This is a genomic window from Pontibacillus sp. HMF3514, from assembly GCF_009858175.1.
In the GTDB taxonomy this organism is placed as follows: Bacteria; Bacillota; Bacilli; order Bacillales; family BH030062; genus Pontibacillus.
Genome location: NZ_CP047393.1, coordinates 3,632,064 through 3,649,770, shown reverse-complemented (window position 1 = coordinate 3,649,770; position 17,707 = coordinate 3,632,064). Strand labels below are relative to the sequence as shown.

Below are 17,707 nucleotides of genomic sequence, written 5' to 3'. Positions count from 1 at the left end.
GCACCTTACTTTAAAATACTATACATGAAGAAATTGAGGAATTTCTTCTTCTTTAAGTCGATTACCAACATAGAAAGATCCGAATTCGCCATAACGTGCACTTACTTCATCAAAACGCATTTCATATACAAGCTTTTTGAATTGAAGTACGTCGTGAGCGAATAGAGTTACGCCCCATTCCCAATCATCAAAGCCAACAGATCCTGTGATAATCTGACGAACCTTCCCAGCATACTTACGACCGATCATGCCGTGAGAATACATAAGTTTCCCGCGTTCTTCCATAGGGAGCATGTACCAATTGTCGTTTCCTTCACGACGCTTGTCCATTGGATAGAAGCAAATGTATTCCCATTTTGGCAGGATGGGTTTCAAGCGAGCTTGAAGTTCTGGATCTGTCTCGGGATCTTTTCCTCTTGCCATATAAGTGGAGAGCTCCACAACAGATACATAAGAGTAAGTAGGAACTGTAAATTCAGCAAGCTTTGTTTTATTGAACTCCGTTTCAATTTCATTTAGTTCATCCATCGTTGGACGTAAAATCATCATAATCAGATCGGCTTTCTGACCGACGATTGTATATAAGGCATGGCTACCTTCTTTATTTTTCTCAGTTTGATTCCACTTTTCTAAAAGTTGGTTAAATTCATAGATGGCTGACTCACGTTCATCACTTGTCGCTTTTTTCCAAGCTGTCCAGTTAATTGAGCGTAAGTCGTGGAGGCAATACCAGCCATCTAACGTTTCTACTGCTTCTGGCATATTTCGTCGCTCCTTTACGTCAAAATAATCACTCATTCGCTTTAACTATAACATAACTTTTACGGAATTAGGAAACGCTTAAAAGTGAGAGTGAAGGTACGTCAAGATGAACATATAGAATGGTAATGAATCGTTTGAAAATAAAAACATTTTCCACTTTCCATTGCCATCACTTTCGTTTGAACACAAAAAGATTTATCATATATAACAGATTAGTGATGGAGGGATCTATAATATGAGTAATCTATTCGATTCTTTAAGAGATAAATTATCTGGTTCCGATAAGCATGTCGTGCTTCCAGAAGGGAAAGATGATCGTATTTTAGAAGCGGCAAGTAAATTAGGTGAAGAGGGAATTGTTACACCTGTACTAGTCGGGAATAAAGATGAAGTGAAACAGAAAGCATCTGAATTAAGCTTGAATATTGAAAAAAGTGACATTGTAGATCCGGCGAATTATGAAGATTTTGATGCGATGGTCCAAAGCTTTGTTGAACGTCGTAAAGGTAAAGTAACTGAAGAAAAAGCGCGTGAGATCTTACTAGATGAAAACTACTTCGGTACAATGCTTGTGTATATGGGCAAAGCTGATGGTCTTGTAAGCGGCGCTGCGCATTCTACAGCAGATACTGTACGTCCAGCGCTACAAATCATTAAAACAAAGCCTGGCATTAAGAAAACATCAGGCATTTTTATCATGGTGCGTGATGACGAGAAATACGCTTTTGCAGATTGTGCGATTAACATTTCTCCTGACAGTCAAGACCTTGCTGAAATTGCAGGTGCTAGTGCAGAAACAGCGAAGCTTTTCGATATCGACCCAAGAGTTGCTATGCTAAGCTTCTCAACGAAAGGTTCTGCTCACTCGCCAGAAACAGAAAAAGTGACAGAAGCAGTAAATATTGCAAAAGAACAGAATCCAGAACTTACGGTTGATGGTGAGTTCCAATTCGATGCAGCATTTGTCCCATCTGTTGCTGAGAAAAAAGCTCCTAATTCTCTAATTCAGGGCGATGCAAACGTATTTGTATTCCCAAGCCTTGAAGCGGGAAACATTGGCTATAAAATTGCTCAACGCCTAGGTGGTTTTGATGCAGTAGGTCCAGTTCTACAAGGACTTAACGCACCAGTCAACGACCTATCCCGTGGTTGCAGCGCAGATGATGTTTACAAACTTTCCTTAATCACTGCAGCGCAGTCTTTGTAAGGTAGAACAAATCTGAGCAATAGTTAATGGCTTATTTTAAAGCACATGTGATTGTAGAGATCACATGTGCTTTTTTTCGTACGATGTGGTGTGGTTATTCCGTTAAATGGCAGTTATCTTGAATAAACTGGTGCGAGGTGGTTCTGTTATGTTTATGCAGTTCGGCGGGCTGTGTTCTCTTGGGAAGGGACAGTAATCCCTCGGGTAGGCGACGGAATCGCTCGGGTAGGCGACGGAATCGCTCAGGTAGGTGACGGAATCGCTCGGGTAGGCGACGGAATCGCTCGGGTAAGCGACGGAATCGCTCGGGTAAGCGACGGAATCGCTCGGGTAGGCGACGGAATCGCTCGGGTAGGCGACGGAATCGCTTGGGTAGGCGACGGAATCGCTCGGGTAGGCGACGGAATCGCTCGGGTAGGCGACGGAATCGCTCGGGTAAGCGACGGAATCGCTCGGGTAGGCGACGGAATCGCTTGGGTAGGCGACGGAATCGCTCGGGTAAGCGACGGAATCGCTCGGGTAAGCGACGGAATCGCTTGGGTACCCAAGCTCTTTTCAATATGCATTCTAAAGTTTCTAAAGTGCTTTTTCATTCCGCTGAATCATTTGGTCAAAACGTTTTTCAAACCATTCCATCTCCTCATCATTCAGAGGATCAGTAATAATTCGATTGCTTAATTTATTTAATAAAAACAAAATGCGATTTCGCACATCTTGGACAGTAAGTTCTTTTTGAAATAACTCAGAAAGCGAAGCCATGGTTTCAGGTTTTATTACAGGATAAGTGAACCGCGTCTCTTCACCTTGAATCGCTCTTTCATAAAACTGTTCAATAAGAGCCGCTCGTTCAGATCCACTACCTTCAACACATAAATAGATTTGAACAGCAGATCCATTCTTCACACGTCGCTGTGAAATACCCGCAAATTTCTTCCCATTTATACTCAGATCATATGTTCCAGGACAATACGATCCAGTAATTTCGAACGCCTCAATGGGGTAACCTTCCTCCTGAAATAAGCGTTGGATAAATTGCACCATTGCGTCGTACCCTTCATGGATATCCACTTCCTTTGAATCAGGAAAAACAAAAGATAAATTCAAAACTCCCTGATCCAGAACGACAGCTAAACCACCTGAGTTACGTACAATAGCTTTATATCCTTGGTCATAAAGGTACTGTAACCCCTCATCTATATGGGGAAGCTTAGCATCAGGAATTCCTAAAACAACAGTTTTATGATGAACCCACAAACGTGCGACAGTAGGTGATGAACCTTGTCCAACCGACATCGATAAGGCGTCATCTGTTGCGAAGGACTGCATTGCAGAAAAGGTCGGTCCTAATTCACTCTGGTCGATAAATCTATAAGTATTAGGTTGAAGTAAATCATGTAAGTCTTGCATGAGCGTTCTCCTTTATCATCATTACTACAAACGTAATTATATCAGAAATAGCCCCTTATGCACCTTTCCATTAAATGAAATCTATACAGGTTTAATCTATAAATTTTTTATTTCTGCTAAACCCTAGTCATTCAAAATATCAAGCTGCCTATACAAAATGTCAAGGTGTTTTTTTAAGATTAATTTTAGATTAAAATAGGGAAAAGATTATAGCATTCTTCTTAATCAATAATAGAGAAGCTAGAAAACGGTATGAACGGTAAGATTGTAGGAAACCACAGTGTCATTTTTTGCAAAAGGAATGTCATTTTTGTTTTGTTCTGTGGAAAAATTAGTATATAATAGAACAAATATTGGTCGGATTAGGAAGGGCAGTAGATATGGCTTATAAAGACGAAAAGTTAAATGAAGAGAAGGTATTCAAAGATCCTGTTCACAGGTACATCCATGTTCGGGATCGGGTGATTTGGGACTTAATAGGTACACCAGAATTCCAGCGTTTAAGGCGTGTCAAACAGCTAGGGACTTCTTATTTAACCTTTCACGGAGCAGAACATAGTCGTTTTAATCATTCCTTAGGTGTATATGAAATTGTTCGACGTATTATTGAGAATTTCAAGGATCGGCCACATTGGGATGATGAAGAGCGTCTTTTATGCTTAAGTGCAGCTTTATTACATGATTTAGGACATGGTCCATTCTCGCATTCATTTGAGAAAGTCTTTAAGTTAGATCATGAAGATTTTACCCGAAAAATCATTTTAGGGAATACAAGTGTAAATCATGTTCTGAGTCGAGTTGATAAAGGCTTTCCGCAAAAGGTTGCGGATGTGATTAACAAAACGTATGAGAATAAGCTAGTCGTAAGTTTGATTTCAAGCCAAATTGATGCAGACCGAATGGATTACCTGCAGCGCGATGCTTATTTCACAGGTGTTAGTTATGGTCATTTTGATATGGAGCGTATTCTTCGAGTCATGCGGCCTATGGAAGATCAAGTGGTCGTAAAAGAAAGTGGTATGCATGCCGTAGAAGATTACATCATGAGTCGCTATCAAATGTATTGGCAAGTTTATTTTCATCCTGTGACTCGCAGTGCAGAAGTGATTTTGACGAAGATTTTACATAGAGCAAAAGAGCTTTATGAAAGCAATTATACCTTTTCACTAGAGCCTGTTCACTTTCGTTCTTTCTTCTCAGGTGAAGTCGACTTAGATGATTATTTGAAGTTAGATGAATCAATTACCATGTATTATTTTCAAATATGGAAAGAGGAAGAGGATCCGATCTTAAGAGATTTATGTAATCGGTTTGTGGATCGTCATTTATTTAAGTATGTAGAATTTAATCCAAACCAACAAATGAGCGAGTGGATGGAACTTCATCAACTTTTCCAAAAAGCAGGTATTGATCCTGATTATTATCTTGTAGTAGACTCCTCGTCGGACTTACCTTATGACTTTTATCGACCAGGAGAAGATGGAGAACGTTTACCCATTCATTTGTTAATGCCAAATGGAGAGTTAAAAGAGCTCTCAAGACAATCGGATATTGTCGAAGCGATATCAGGGAAAAAGCGAACAGATCATAAATTATATTTTCCACGTGATTTAGTGGAAGGGTTATCGAACCGAAGTAAGACAAAGAAGCGCATTTTGGAAATTTTGTACGGATAGGAGATGAAGGGTTTTGTTGACGGATCATGCCAAGTTGGTAACGTTCTTTTCAGAATGTGAAGAGGTTATTGGACGTAAAAAGCTTCAAAAGATGATATATATCCTTAAAAAATGTGGATATCCTTTTGAAGAACGCTATCAATTTCATTTCTATGGACCTTATTCAGAAGAACTGACGCTTAGAGTTGAAGAGTTGTGTAATTTAGGTTTTTTACAGGAAACTTGGGAGAAAAAGAGTGGCTATCATCAATACCGTTATGAACTTACAGGTGATGGAGAAGAGTTTCTAGAGCATTACAATTTAGAGTTGCCTCCTATGAAAGAGCTTATTGAACAAATGAATGGGTATAGTTCTCGTTTTCTAGAACTTGTATCGACTATGATGTATTTTGATACGTTTCCGAAAGAGGAAATGCTAGAAAAAGTGAAGACCGTAAAAAGTAGCTTAAATTATACGGATGAAGAAATAAAAGAAGCTTCGGAGTTTATAGAGAAAATAAAACACTAATTGGGTTATGGAAGGGTTGCTAAGACTAAGTACTAGTTTAGCAACCTTATTTTTTTGTGTTTTTTCCTAAAAAATCCAATTTAATTTGAACCTTTTTGCAATCTCATTCGTCTAATAGACTACTTGTATTTATATCCTGATAGAGATTTAGGGGGAGCAAACATGAGAGTGGTCAAGTTATTCATTTACTACATACTAGGTTTAATAGGGATTATGTTAGTTAGTGTTGCGCCATCATCTATGGGAAGGGGAGGTATGTTGGAAATAGTTCCTCTTTTTCAGGAGCTTATGCTTTTCATAGAAAATTTATTTAAGGCTGAAACATGGATATATCAGCTTGAAAGCTATAGGGAGAACATTATTACATTCCTTTGGGATCCGTACATGTATTCCATGAAAATTTTATTAGGTGCTATTATCATCGGGTTCTTTATTGCATTTGTATTGGCGATCATCACGCTATATTTACCTAAGCTAGTTGTAGCATTTATTCAAAGAATTATGAACATCTTTGAAGCAATTCCTGATTTAATGTTTGCCTTTATGATTCAGCTGCTGATTGTGTATATCTATAAGCAGACTGGCATATTGGTGATGGAGTTCACCACTTTTGATGAAAAAATCGTTGCATTACCGATGTTTGTACTTGCCGTTCTTCCAACAGTTTCATTTTATAAAATCGTACTGATGTATTTTGAAGAGGAAAAACGGGAGCAATATGTAGAGTTTGCTAAAAGTAAGGGTGTCAAATTTTCTGGAGTCATATTCAAGCATATTATCCGTAACATGGCGCCTAACGCTTTATTCCATTCTAAAATTATCATTTGGGCAGCGTTATCCTCTTTGTTTGTGGTTGAGTGGATCTTTAATATACAAGGAATCATGTATTACATTTACGCAGGTTTTCGACCGATGGTTATTGCAATGGCGTTATTTTATGTGTTTACCCCGTTTTTCTTTATCTTCTCTATTGCAGAGATGTTCACAAACCAAAGGATTGAAGGTGCGGGGGTTGTGAAGAAGAGAAAAGGCGGTATGAAAGAAAAGGTTAAGGGGATGATTTCTGCTCTTGAATATGCTCTTCATCCACTAGTTCATTCGAAGCTTGAAATTCACAAATGGGGAAAGGGTACTGCTAATTCTTTAATACCTTATTTTAAAAATATGAAGTTCTTAATCGGATTCTTGTTCCTATTAGGTTTGGTCTTAATGAGTTTTTATCAATCATATGTTGTGGAAGACACTGTGTCACAATTGCGTTACACCTATAATGAGGATGGGACATTAAAAGGTGGGCCTCCGCATCCACCTTCAGAAGAACAACCTTTTGGTTCAGATCGCCTTGGTTTCAGCATTTTTGATCAAATTCTAGTTGGTGCTAAGTACACAATTATATTTGCCACAATTATTGCATTGCTCAGGATTGTAATAGGAGCTGTTATTGCTATTCCATATGCTTTCTTGATTAAGGGAAAATTCAAACGTTTCATCGATAAAGTAGTCGACAGTATGCACTTTATACCTTTAACTGTAATTGCATACCTACTTCTATATCCTGTTTTGTGGAAAGGACCAAATGGCTGGGGGTACTCAGAAGTTGAACGAATAGCCTATCAAATTGTGTTGCTAACTGTTTTAGTTGTCCCTCTTATTGCAGTATTAGTGGGGAATGAAGTGAAGATGTTGTTCCAAAAGGAGTACATGATTAGTGCCCGGACAATGGGAGGGGATTGGTTGCACATTGTCAAAACGCACATCATGCCCCACATGGCTCCTAGATTAGGCGTTCTATTTGGTCAACAGTTTATCCAAGTACTTTTGATTTTTGTCCATCTTGGTTTGTTTAAGTTATACTTTGGGGGCACACAGGTATTCTATGGTCCTATCAAAACCCCGCCAACTTCCGCCACTTATGAGTGGTCAGGTTTGGTGAGTGGCATGAAGAATGAAATGATGACGACAAAATGGTGGATTGTTTACCCTGTATTTATAGCATTTGTATTGAGTATTATTGCGATGCAAATTATGCTACAAGGGATGAAGGAAGTCCAACAGTACCGTATTGGCGTTGGTATTCCAAATATGAAAAAGTTCAGACGTAAAAAACGTGAAAAACCTGAACAAAAGCAATCTTCAAAGCAAGAAGCTTTTACATTTGTCCATGGCGGTAATACGTCGCAACATTTGTGATGATGCTTTTTCTCGAAAAATATAATCATATAAAAAACATGTGATAAAGAAAATCACATGTTTTTTATTCCACATTCATGGAAGTCCTTACTATATGAATTGAGCAAGGCAGATGTGTTAGAATGAGTAAAACATCGTCCTACTATATAAGGAGGAACATACTTATGAAATCTTTTGATCAGTTCTCAAACGAAAATGAAAAATCAGATAAAAAGAAGAATCAATTTACCATCCTGAAAGATGATTCTACCGATGGTCATGGTGGCTATGGTGTCGGAGCTATCTCTTTAGAAAACGTATCCCCTGTTATGGTGGATCCAAATGAAGGTGAAGCATACGTAGATATGGGTGCCTTGCATGCAAGAAGTAAACTTGAAAAGCGTATTAAGTTTAAGCCAGACCGTGAAAATGCTCCTAACGGTAAATTGTTCTGGATTGTTTGGGTTACAGTTGACCACAAACCAGAAGGTGCTTTTTATACTGGAGTAACAGGGTGTGAAATGGTGATTGACCATGAGATACGTCGCGGTTATAAATCACTCCCTGAGCATGTAAACAATATGGATAAATCACTTAAAGGGAAAATTATTGTGGATCACATGGATGACGAGTCGAAAAAAATATTGAAGAACTTCTTGCAAGAGCACAGTAAAGAAATGTGGGACAATTCCTCTAATGAATTGAAGGAAGCCCTAGCGAATCACGACTAATAATTTGTGAATGTTTTGTGAATGATGGATAAATCATGTAGGAATATCTTGAGGTTTTGATTCGGAGTTTGTAAAATATGATACACATGGGTCTCACACACGCATGTTTACTAGGACACAGAAAAAGGTCGGCCCACACAGCCGACCTTTTTCTATTTGATAGGGGTTTGTAGAGATAATATGTGCGACGCTTGAACAACGAGCTTCACACTTAAAACAGCCAATCCAATATATCACTCATAGATTTTTTCTTATCTTTCTTTTCCACATTCTCATAACCTTCAGTACCATCAGGGATGTGTACATCGCAATATTGTTCAGGTTCTGTCCCTTCTACAAAATAGGCGAGTCGTTGATTAGGACAGTATGGTGTAGCAAGGTGACCACTATTTGGATCGATATATACGCCTACAACACCATCGGAAGGTTTGAACGCTTCAAAAGCCTGCTTCCCATGTACGCCTTCCATATACTCCGCCCATATATCTTTAGCGTATTGATGCTCTTTCATCTTTTCAATCGGTTTATTTTGATCATACCCTGTCCAGATTCCGGTTGTTACTTTAGGACTGTATCCGATCATCCAACTATCCGTACGAGTTGTCCCAGATTTGCCGGCGTACGTTCTTGTTAGATCACTAGCAATGCTAGATCCTGTTACACGCATATAATCATTTAATGATTCATCAAACATTCCTGTCATCAAATGGGTTAGAACAAAAGCGAGAGATGGATCAATCACTTGTTTCTTCTTATTATGTTCTTTTTCATATAACACATGCCCATGTGCGTCTGTGATCTTTTCTACTGTATAGGATTCTACTTCTTTCCCTCCGTTAGCAATCATACTATAGGCACTAACCATTTCTTTAACTGACACTGAAGCAGTACCTAAAGCAAGAGAGGGGACTGCAGGTAACGAGCTTTCAATCCCCATGCGTTTTGCAGTCTCCACTAATGTTTCTTCCCCTAGGAAAACATTCGTCTTAACAGCATACACATTATCTGATAAAGCAATAGCTTGAGCGAGTGTGATGGGTTCGTATGCGTAGTAACCATTATAGTTACTCGGCTCATAAACCGATCCGTCTTCAAGTTCAAAATACGTCGGGCGGCTCATAAGAGTTGTTGCAGGTGTGTACCCACTTTCAAGGGCTGCATAATACAAAAATGGTTTAAAAGTGGATCCTGGCATGCGTTTCGCTTGAACAGCACGGTTGAATGGACTTTCCTCATAATCTCTCCCTCCAACCATTGATAAAACTGCGCCTGTTTTCGGATTCATACTCATGGCTCCAATTTGCATGTCCGAAGCACCATCCATGGTCTCACGAATGGTACGTTCTAGCTTTTGTTGTTTAGAGATATCCAATGTCGTGTAAATATGGAGACCACCTGATTTAATTTGTTCCGCATCCATATTAATCTTTTTCATAGCTTCTTTCATAACGAGATCCTGAAAATAAGGAGCTATATCTTTCTTTGACCTTGATGGATTTGAAGCAAGTTTGATAGGTTCTTGTTTAGCCTCTAAAAGCTCTTGATCTGAAATCTTGCTTCCTTTGTGCATGTTGGAAAGAATAAGCTCCTGACGACGCTTGGCATTATCGAAATGTAAATATGGCGAGTAATAGGAAGGACCTTTCGGCACTGCAGCCAATAAAGCAGCTTCAGATAAAGTTAATTCATCTGCGTTTTTATGGAAGTAATACCGACTTGCTGCCTCAATGCCATACGCACCATGACCATAATAAATGGTGTTAAGATAGCCCTCTAAAATTTTCTCTTTATCATAAAACATTTCAAGACGTAGCGCATATATGGCTTCTTTCACTTTACGTGCCCAAGTTTTTTCATGCGATAAGTATAGATTTCGAGCATACTGTTGAGTAATTGTGCTTGCACCTTGAACCTTAGACATCGCTCTTATATCGTGAAGGGCAGCAGCAACAATTCGTTTCATATCAAAGCCAAAATGCTTATAGAAACGGCGATCTTCCGTTTGCAACGTAGCTTGAATAAATTCGGGAGTCATTTCGTCGAGTGAGATCCAATAACGATTTTCCAATCCATGCTCTACAGCCATGACCTCTTGAGATTTACTATAGAACACCGTATTTTCTTGATGTTGTAGGGAAGGAGCTCCAAGGATGTAGCAATATAAAAGAAGGGAAGAAATACTTAAGACCAACAGTCCCATGAGCGTAACTGTTGGTAGGCCAAACCATTTCCAAAATATTTTTTTAAAATTGCGACGCGGTAGATTTTGCTCCATATTTGATCTCCCCTATGCCCGACGTACGTATAGCCGTCCAGCTCCGCTCTTAAATTTTTCTCCGTATTTATCCTTAAGTATGGGTAATAATAAGAGGTTTTAAACTCCGAGAGATAAATAGGTGGAAAAACACTTGATTTTTTTTCTGGTTTCTCTATAATTTGATTGTTTGATTTGAAAATAACGATGTAGGATGATAGTTAAGAAAACAAAGGAACGGAAGGGGTTTTTTGAATGGGGCTTTGGTTCACAGAAAAACAAACAGATAACTTCGGCATTACTGCGAAGATTAAACGTACGCACCATACTGAAAAAACGGATTTTCAACAGCTTGATATGTTAGAAACAGAAGAATGGGGGAACATGCTGACACTAGATGGCATGGTCATGACCACGCAGAAAGATGAATTTGTTTATCACGAAATGATGGCTCATGTTCCGTTATTTACACATCCAAACCCAGAGCATGTTTTAGTCGTTGGTGGTGGTGATGGTGGCGTTATTCGCGAGGTGTTAAAACACCCTGAAGTTAAACAGGCTACACTTGTTGAAATTGACGGTAAAGTGATTGAGTATTCAAAGAAGTTCCTTCCTGAGATCGCTGGTGATTTAGAGGATGCACGTGTTGAAGTGAAGGTGGATGACGGATTTATGCACATCGCTCAGAGTGAAGCGGCATATGACGTGATTATGGTTGATTCCACAGAGCCAGTAGGACCAGCTGTAAATTTATTTACAAAAGGATTTTATGCTGGAATCTCGAATGCATTAAAAGAAGACGGGATTTTGGTAGCTCAAACTGATAATCCATGGTTTAAAGCAGACCTTATTCAACAAGTGTATCAGGACGTGAAAGAGATCTTCCCAATAACGCGCTTATACACGGCGAACATTCCGACTTACCCAAGTGGTCTATGGACATTCACGATGGGAAGTAAAACACAAGATCCGTTAGAAGTTCCTGAAAGTCGCTTTCACGAGATCGAAACGAAATACTATACAAAAGAATTGCATAAGGCATCTTTTGTGTTACCGAAGTTTGTAAAAGATCTAACAGAATAGGAGTGGGAACAGATGAGATTTGATGAAGCCTACTCAGGAAAAGTGTTTATTATGAGTCGTCCAACAGCTGAAGAGTCCGATGTTATTATGTATGGGATGCCAATGGATTGGACAGTCAGTTTTCGACCTGGATCTCGTTTTGGTCCTAACCGAATTCGAGAAGCTTCCATTGGTTTAGAGGAGTATAGTCCATATTTGGATAAGCATTTAGAAGAAGTTTCTTATTTTGATGCTGGAGATATGCTTTTACCTTTTGGAAATGCAGCAAGAAGCATTGAGATGATCCGAGATTACGTACGAAAAATTATGGCTCAAAATAAATTCCCGCTTGGACTTGGTGGTGAGCATTTAGTGACATGGCCAGTTGTTCAAGCCGTTCATGAAAAATATGAAGATATGGCTTTTATCCATATTGATGCTCATGCTGATTTACGAGAGGAATATGAAGGAGAAGTACTTTCTCATTCCACCCCTGTTCGTAAAATTTGTGAGTTAATCGGGCCTGAAAATGTATATTCATTTGGTATCCGTTCAGGAATGCGTGAAGAGTTTCACTATGCACAATCAAGTGGCATGTACATGGCGAAGTATGAGGTCCTCGAACCATTGAAAGAAGTACTGCCAAAGTTAGCTGGTCGAAATGTTTATGTCACGATTGATATTGATGTCCTAGACCCAGCATATGCACCAGGTACAGGGACAGCAGAAGCAGGAGGCATATCATCAAAGGAACTGTTAGCCTCCATTCATGAAATAGCTAACTCAGATATAAACGTTATTGGTGCTGATCTTGTTGAGGTAGCACCAGCATATGACCCAACTGAAAAAACTCAAATTGCAGCAAGTAAATGCATTCGTGAGATCTTACTAGGTTGGGTAAAATAAAAAAGAGCCTATCCTGAAGATACAGAATCTCCTTCAGGATAGGCTCTTTTTATATATACATAAATGTAATTATGCATACTTAGATATCAGAAATTTCTTACTTTAAGGAAAGTGCGTCTACTACTTGTGAAAACGATTAAACTGTGTCATATTGCTTATACGTAAATAAGTGTAAAATTTTAGCTATTAATGTTTCGAAGTAGTAAAGTATAAAATATAGATTAAATCGATAGCCTTGGATGAAAGAGCGTACATTCTATGAACGAGGAGGGGAAGAAGAATGGAGAACGACAAGCAAATACATGATCAAAAGGCCATCTTCGAACCCTTTCGAAGTAATGGAAATGAAACGTCTCTTTATATTGTATATAAAGCTTTGATGGCAAGGTATGATTCGGATCAAGCTTTAGTGCTTTTAAAAGACTTTTGTTTAACTTCTATATCATCTAAAAACCAAAGAAGGGGACTTGAGCTTTTATATATGAGCTCCTTTTTTAATGAAGTAGAACAGATGATACAGATAAATAGAGAATCAGAGAACAAGGAAAACCATCAATGGGCTCAAATGTATGAGATGATTATTGAGAGAAGGAAGAGTGGGGAGAGAACAGACCCATTTAAAATATTAGCTACATTAGATAAGATAGAACCATTCAGTCAAGATGTCGAGTTACTTAAGTTATTTATGACGTTGTATAGTTACCTTGATTTAAAGCAGTATGGCAAAGTTGGAAGTTATTTAGATACACTGCATGAGTTAAATAATAAAATAGCAGATCCTTTAATGGCCATGTATTTTCAAGAAAGATTAGAAGAGTTTTTAATGTTTTATCATTTTATGCGCAATGAATTAATCTTAAGTAGAAGGTATGGCTATCGTCTCTTAAATAACACAAACAATACGTTTAAACATAGTGTCGTTCATAAAAGTCTTGCATTAACTTATGCTTTAGAAAGTTACGAGCAAGCAATCTATCATGCAAATGAAGCTTTGCGGATAGCAGAACAATATGGTTACACCTTGATCATTGAAACTGTCAAAAAAGATAATATTCCTTTCATTTCAGCTGTTAACGGAAGATATGAAGGGGTTACGACTTCCGACCCTGTAGAACAAGCTCATTTAAATATTGCTAGAGGGAATATAGATGAAGCTGTAGCCTACTTAGAAAGTATCGAACAACCAAGTCCTTTCCATGAGTATTATCTTGGGAAAGCCTTAAATGATATAGACCGTTTATTAAGTTCGTATCACAGATTTACTCGAGCGGGTTATTATTTTGCAGCACAGTTCCCTATCAAGGAGATCAAACGAATCCGCAAACTAGATACAGAGCACATTGAGGAAGACCGTTTAGCATAAAAGGAAACCACATTGGATGAAAGAGAACATCCTGCGATTAGGAGGGGAAGCAAATGGAGGACCACAATCCAATACAAGAGAAACAAACCATTTTTAAGCCCTTCCGGCAAAACGGGAATGAAACATCTCTTCATATTGTATATAAAGCTTTAATGGCAAGATATGATTCGAATCAAGCACTAGCGCTGTTAAGAGACTTTTGTTTAACTTCTATATCCGTTGAAAATCAACGAAGAGGACTTGAGCTTCTTTATATGAGTTCATTTTTCGATGAATTGGAAGAATTAATTAAGGTGAACAGGAATTCGGAAAATGAGGAAAACCGTCAATGGGCTTATATCTATGACATAATGCTTGAAAGAAGAAAGACTGGCGAGAAGATAGATCCATATAAAATTTTATCTGGCCTAGATAAGATCAAACCATTGAGTCAAGAAGTCGAGTTACTTAAGGTGTTTCTTACTGTCTATAGCTATAATAGTCTAAGGAAAAATGGTACAGTAGGTAGTTATTTTGATACCTTACATGAGCTTACGAATACGATAGCGGACCCTTTAATGGCCATGTATTTTCATGAAAGGTTAGAAGATTTTTTAATGTTTTACCACCTCCTTCGTAATGAGCTCATTTTGTGTAGAAGATATGGATACCGTCTTTTAAATAGAACGCATAATACATTTAAACATTGCGTTGCCCATCAAAAGCTGGCATTAACATATACACTTGAAAGTTATGAACAAGCGCTTTATCATTCGAACGAAGCTTTACAAATAGCTGAGCAAAATGGCTACACTCGATTAAGTCACGTTATAACGGATAAAAATTTTCCTTTTATTGCAGCAGTGAACGGCGTATATGAAGGAATTACAACTTCAGATCCTATAGAGAAAGCACACTTAGATATTGCTAAAGGCAATATAGATGATGCTGTAAAAGTTTTAGAGGAAATTGAGCAGCCAAGCCCTTTCCAAGAGTACTATTTAGGTAAAGCTTTGAATGATATGGATCGTTTATTGAGCGCGTACCACCGTTTTACGCGTAGTGGTAACCATTTTGCAGCACAGTTTCCTATTCACGAGATAAAACGTATTCGTAAATTAGATATTGAAATTATGGAAGAACACCGCTTAGCATAAAAAGCTACGTTGGATGAAAGAGAGTATATCTATGAACAAGGAGGGCTGAAACATGTGCGATAATAAGATAGAGAATCAACATGAAGCTTTCAAGCCCTTTAGATTAAATGAGGAGGAGTCATCTCTTTATATCGTGTATAAAGCTTTTACAGCTCAATACGATCCGGATACAGCTTTGCATCTAGTGAAAGGCTTCTGCTTAACATCTACTTCGTTAGAAAACCAACGAAAAAGTCTAGAGTTTTTGTATATGAGAAGCTTTTTTCAAGAACTAGACGAAATGATTGAAATAAACAAGAAGTCAGAACGAATGGAAAATCGTCAGTGGGCTGAGTTATTTGATATTTTGATAACAAGAAGAAGAAAGAATGTTGATCACTATCAGATCTTGAATCAAATAAAAAATATGAATCCAGTTAGTTCATATGTCGAGTTATACAAACAATTCGTTACAATCTATTGCTATCATGAGCTACGACAAAGCGGGAAACTAGCGAACTTTTTAGATTCGATAAATGACCTGATTGAACAAGTTGAGGATCCTCTCATGTTGATGTTCTTTCAAGAGAGAATGGAAGACTTTAACTTCTTTTACCATTTTCAATGTAATGAGTTAATCCTTTGCCGTATGTATGGCTTCCGTCTTTTGAAGAAACCTCATAATAATTATAAAAATTGTCTTGTTCACCGGAATATAGCACTTACTTACCTTTTTGAAAGCTACGAACAGGCCATGTATCATATTGATGAAGCATTGAGGATCGCAAAGGAAATGGGCTATACCTTACTTGAGGAAGGGATAGTTAATAACAATATACCTTTTATAGCAGCTGTAAATGGAAAGTATGAAGGGATTTCAACAACGAACCCTGTGGAACAAGCTCACCTTAATATAGCAAAAGGGAATATAGACGAAGCCTTAGAAGTTTTAGAGAATATCGAAAACCTAAGTCATTATCAAGAATATTATTTGGGGAAGGCTCTAAAAGATAAAACGCGGCTGATGAACGCTTATAATCGGTTCATACAACAAGGTGATTATTTTGGAGCTAAACTCCCATTAACCGAGATTCAAAAGTTAAGAGAAAACACAAATGGAGATGAGTACCAGCGTGATATTTCCATATAACAAACCTTTCTGGAGGAATGATTGCCCCCTTTAGAAAGGTTTTTATTATTTCGAATAAATGGATAATATTTCATAATAACAATTTTCACAACTTTCATTTACAATAGTAGTTATAGTGATAAAATATTCTATTTAAAGGAGGGGTTGAAAATGAGCGATAAAGAACAATCCTTTGATGTTGATGCCATTTTTGAACCCTTTCGAAATAATGGGAATGAAACACCTCTTTATATGGTTTATAAAACGTTAACAACCAAATACGAGTTGAATCAGGTATTGCATCTTGTGAAAGATTTTTGTCTCTCATCTACTTCAGAAGAAAATCAACGTAAGAGTCTTGAGTTTTTATATTCCAGCTCTTTTTTTGAAGATGTAAATGAAATGATTAAGCATAATCGAAATTCTGAGGTGCTAGAAAATCGTCAGTGGGCAGATATTTTTGAGATAATGATAAATCGAAAAAGAGAGAACGTTGATCCATATACTATTCTTAAAAAAATGGAAAGAATGAAACCTGAAAGTAAAGAAGTAGAAGTATATAAAACACTCCTTACGATATATAGCTATTATGACTTAAGGGAAACGGGGAAAGGTGCTAGTTACTTTACGAGATTGATGGATCAGGTCAATTCTATTGAGGATCCTTTAATGGGGATGTATTTTCAAGAAAGACTAGATGATTTTTGGTTTTATTATCATTTTTATCGAAATGAATTAATCTTAAGTCGACGATGTGGCTTTCGTTTAGTGACAAATTCGAATAACTCTTTCAAAGTATGTGGGATCCATGTCGTTCTTGCTTTAACTTATATGTTAGAAGATTATGACCAAGCAATGTATCACTGTCATGAAGCGATAGCGATTTCAGACCGATACAACTATCGATTTAGCCATTCCATTCGTGAACAAAATATTCCATTTATATCAGCTGTGAACGGAATCTATGAAGGAATCCAAACAAGCGATCCAGTGGAGAATGCTCATCTATCTATCGCAAAGGGAGATATTGATGAAGCAGTTTCCGTTCTGAGTAAAATTGAAAACCCTTCAAAGTTCCAACAGTACTACTTGGGAAAAGCCTTAGGCGATGTGGAGCTATTGAACAAGGTTTACAATGACTTTATCAAAGAAGGTCATTTCTTCTTTGCCAAGCTACCATTAATCGAGTTGCGGAAATTAAAAGAAGATCAAAATCATTAACAAGCAAAAGTCAGGGGTCTTGACCTGGGCTTTTTTCTTTTGTTGTAATGGTGTTCTATATTAGCCCGCATATATTGAAGACTTGGATTCGAGATAAAGCAAGAGAAGTCCGTTGCTTTCGTGAGAGTAAGGGGTTCATTGAAACGGCGATACTCCTGTGGAAGACCGTCCGAGCCTCCTCGTTCACTCCGTTCTCT

General features: G+C 37.9%; 15 protein-coding genes. 12 read left to right on the top strand and 3 right to left on the bottom strand.

What is annotated here, in order from left to right; genetic code table 11:
* Window positions 1-18: 18 nt before the first annotated feature.
* Window positions 19-762 (bottom strand): hydrogen peroxide-dependent heme synthase, encoded by a 744-nt coding sequence (hemQ, locus tag GS400_RS18450; RefSeq protein WP_027447924.1) that lies wholly within the window; start codon window positions 760-762, stop codon window positions 19-21.
* A 235-nt stretch (window positions 763-997) separates the two neighbouring features.
* On the opposite strand from hemQ, the gene pta reads away from it, so the two are divergent.
* Window positions 998-1,969 (top strand): phosphate acetyltransferase, encoded by a 972-nt coding sequence (pta, locus tag GS400_RS18445; protein ID WP_160104191.1) that lies wholly within the window; start codon window positions 998-1,000, stop codon window positions 1,967-1,969.
* Between the two features lie 171 nt (window positions 1,970-2,140).
* The gene (locus tag GS400_RS18440; protein WP_160104190.1) at window positions 2,141-2,647 is read left to right on the top strand and encodes a hypothetical protein; all 507 of its coding nucleotides are present in this window, start codon (window positions 2,141-2,143) and stop codon (window positions 2,645-2,647) included.
* Here the strand turns inward: GS400_RS18440 and GS400_RS18435 are convergent.
* A complete protein-coding gene (locus GS400_RS18435; protein WP_160104189.1) occupies window positions 2,546-3,376 on the bottom strand; it encodes an octanoyl-[GcvH]:protein N-octanoyltransferase in 831 nt (276 codons plus the stop codon). The genes GS400_RS18440 and GS400_RS18435 overlap by 102 nt on opposite strands.
* A gap of 380 nt (window positions 3,377-3,756) precedes the next feature.
* Here GS400_RS18435 and GS400_RS18430 point away from each other — a divergent pair, with 380 nt between their 5' ends.
* The 4 genes from GS400_RS18430 (at window position 3,757) to GS400_RS18415 (ending at window position 8,460) form a co-directional block, all read left to right on the top strand.
* Window positions 3,757-5,052, top strand: a complete 1,296-nt coding sequence (locus GS400_RS18430) for an HD domain-containing protein (RefSeq protein ID WP_160104188.1) — start codon at window positions 3,757-3,759, stop codon at window positions 5,050-5,052.
* 13 nt (window positions 5,053-5,065) lie between these two features.
* Window positions 5,066-5,560, top strand: a complete 495-nt coding sequence (locus GS400_RS18425) for a YwgA family protein (protein ID WP_160104187.1) — start codon at window positions 5,066-5,068, stop codon at window positions 5,558-5,560.
* A gap of 162 nt (window positions 5,561-5,722) precedes the next feature.
* Complete coding sequence (locus tag GS400_RS18420) at window positions 5,723-7,750, top strand: ABC transporter permease subunit (RefSeq protein ID WP_160104186.1); 2,028 nt, start codon at window positions 5,723-5,725, stop codon at window positions 7,748-7,750.
* A 164-nt stretch (window positions 7,751-7,914) separates the two neighbouring features.
* Window positions 7,915-8,460, top strand: a complete 546-nt coding sequence (locus GS400_RS18415) for a YwhD family protein (RefSeq protein ID WP_160104185.1) — start codon at window positions 7,915-7,917, stop codon at window positions 8,458-8,460.
* A 211-nt stretch (window positions 8,461-8,671) separates the two neighbouring features.
* Here GS400_RS18415 and GS400_RS18410 read toward each other — a convergent pair whose 3' ends face one another.
* On the bottom strand, window positions 8,672-10,735 hold the full coding sequence (locus GS400_RS18410; protein WP_160104183.1) for a transglycosylase domain-containing protein: 2,064 nt from the start codon (window positions 10,733-10,735) through the stop codon (window positions 8,672-8,674).
* 234 nt (window positions 10,736-10,969) lie between these two features.
* Between GS400_RS18410 and speE the strand changes: the two genes are divergently transcribed.
* The 6 genes from speE (at window position 10,970) to GS400_RS18380 (ending at window position 17,510) form a co-directional block, all read left to right on the top strand.
* A complete protein-coding gene (gene speE / locus GS400_RS18405; RefSeq protein ID WP_160104182.1) occupies window positions 10,970-11,797 on the top strand; it encodes a polyamine aminopropyltransferase in 828 nt (275 codons plus the stop codon).
* Between the two features lie 12 nt (window positions 11,798-11,809).
* Entirely contained in the window at window positions 11,810-12,682 is an 873-nt protein-coding gene (gene speB / locus GS400_RS18400; RefSeq protein ID WP_160104181.1) for an agmatinase, read from the top strand.
* Window positions 12,683-12,962: 280 nt separating this feature from the next.
* Window positions 12,963-14,045 carry an AimR family lysis-lysogeny pheromone receptor gene (locus tag GS400_RS18395; protein WP_160104180.1) on the top strand — a complete coding sequence of 361 codons (1,083 nt, stop codon included), beginning with the start codon at window positions 12,963-12,965 and terminating at the stop codon, window positions 14,043-14,045.
* A 53-nt stretch (window positions 14,046-14,098) separates the two neighbouring features.
* On the top strand, window positions 14,099-15,181 hold the full coding sequence (locus GS400_RS18390; RefSeq protein ID WP_160104179.1) for an AimR family lysis-lysogeny pheromone receptor: 1,083 nt from the start codon (window positions 14,099-14,101) through the stop codon (window positions 15,179-15,181).
* 52 nt (window positions 15,182-15,233) lie between these two features.
* Window positions 15,234-16,310, top strand: coding sequence for an AimR family lysis-lysogeny pheromone receptor (locus tag GS400_RS18385; protein ID WP_160104178.1), 1,077 nt, complete (start codon window positions 15,234-15,236; stop codon window positions 16,308-16,310).
* A gap of 150 nt (window positions 16,311-16,460) precedes the next feature.
* Window positions 16,461-17,510, top strand: coding sequence for an AimR family lysis-lysogeny pheromone receptor (locus GS400_RS18380; RefSeq protein WP_160104177.1), 1,050 nt, complete (start codon window positions 16,461-16,463; stop codon window positions 17,508-17,510).
* Window positions 17,511-17,707: the final 197 nt, after the last annotated feature.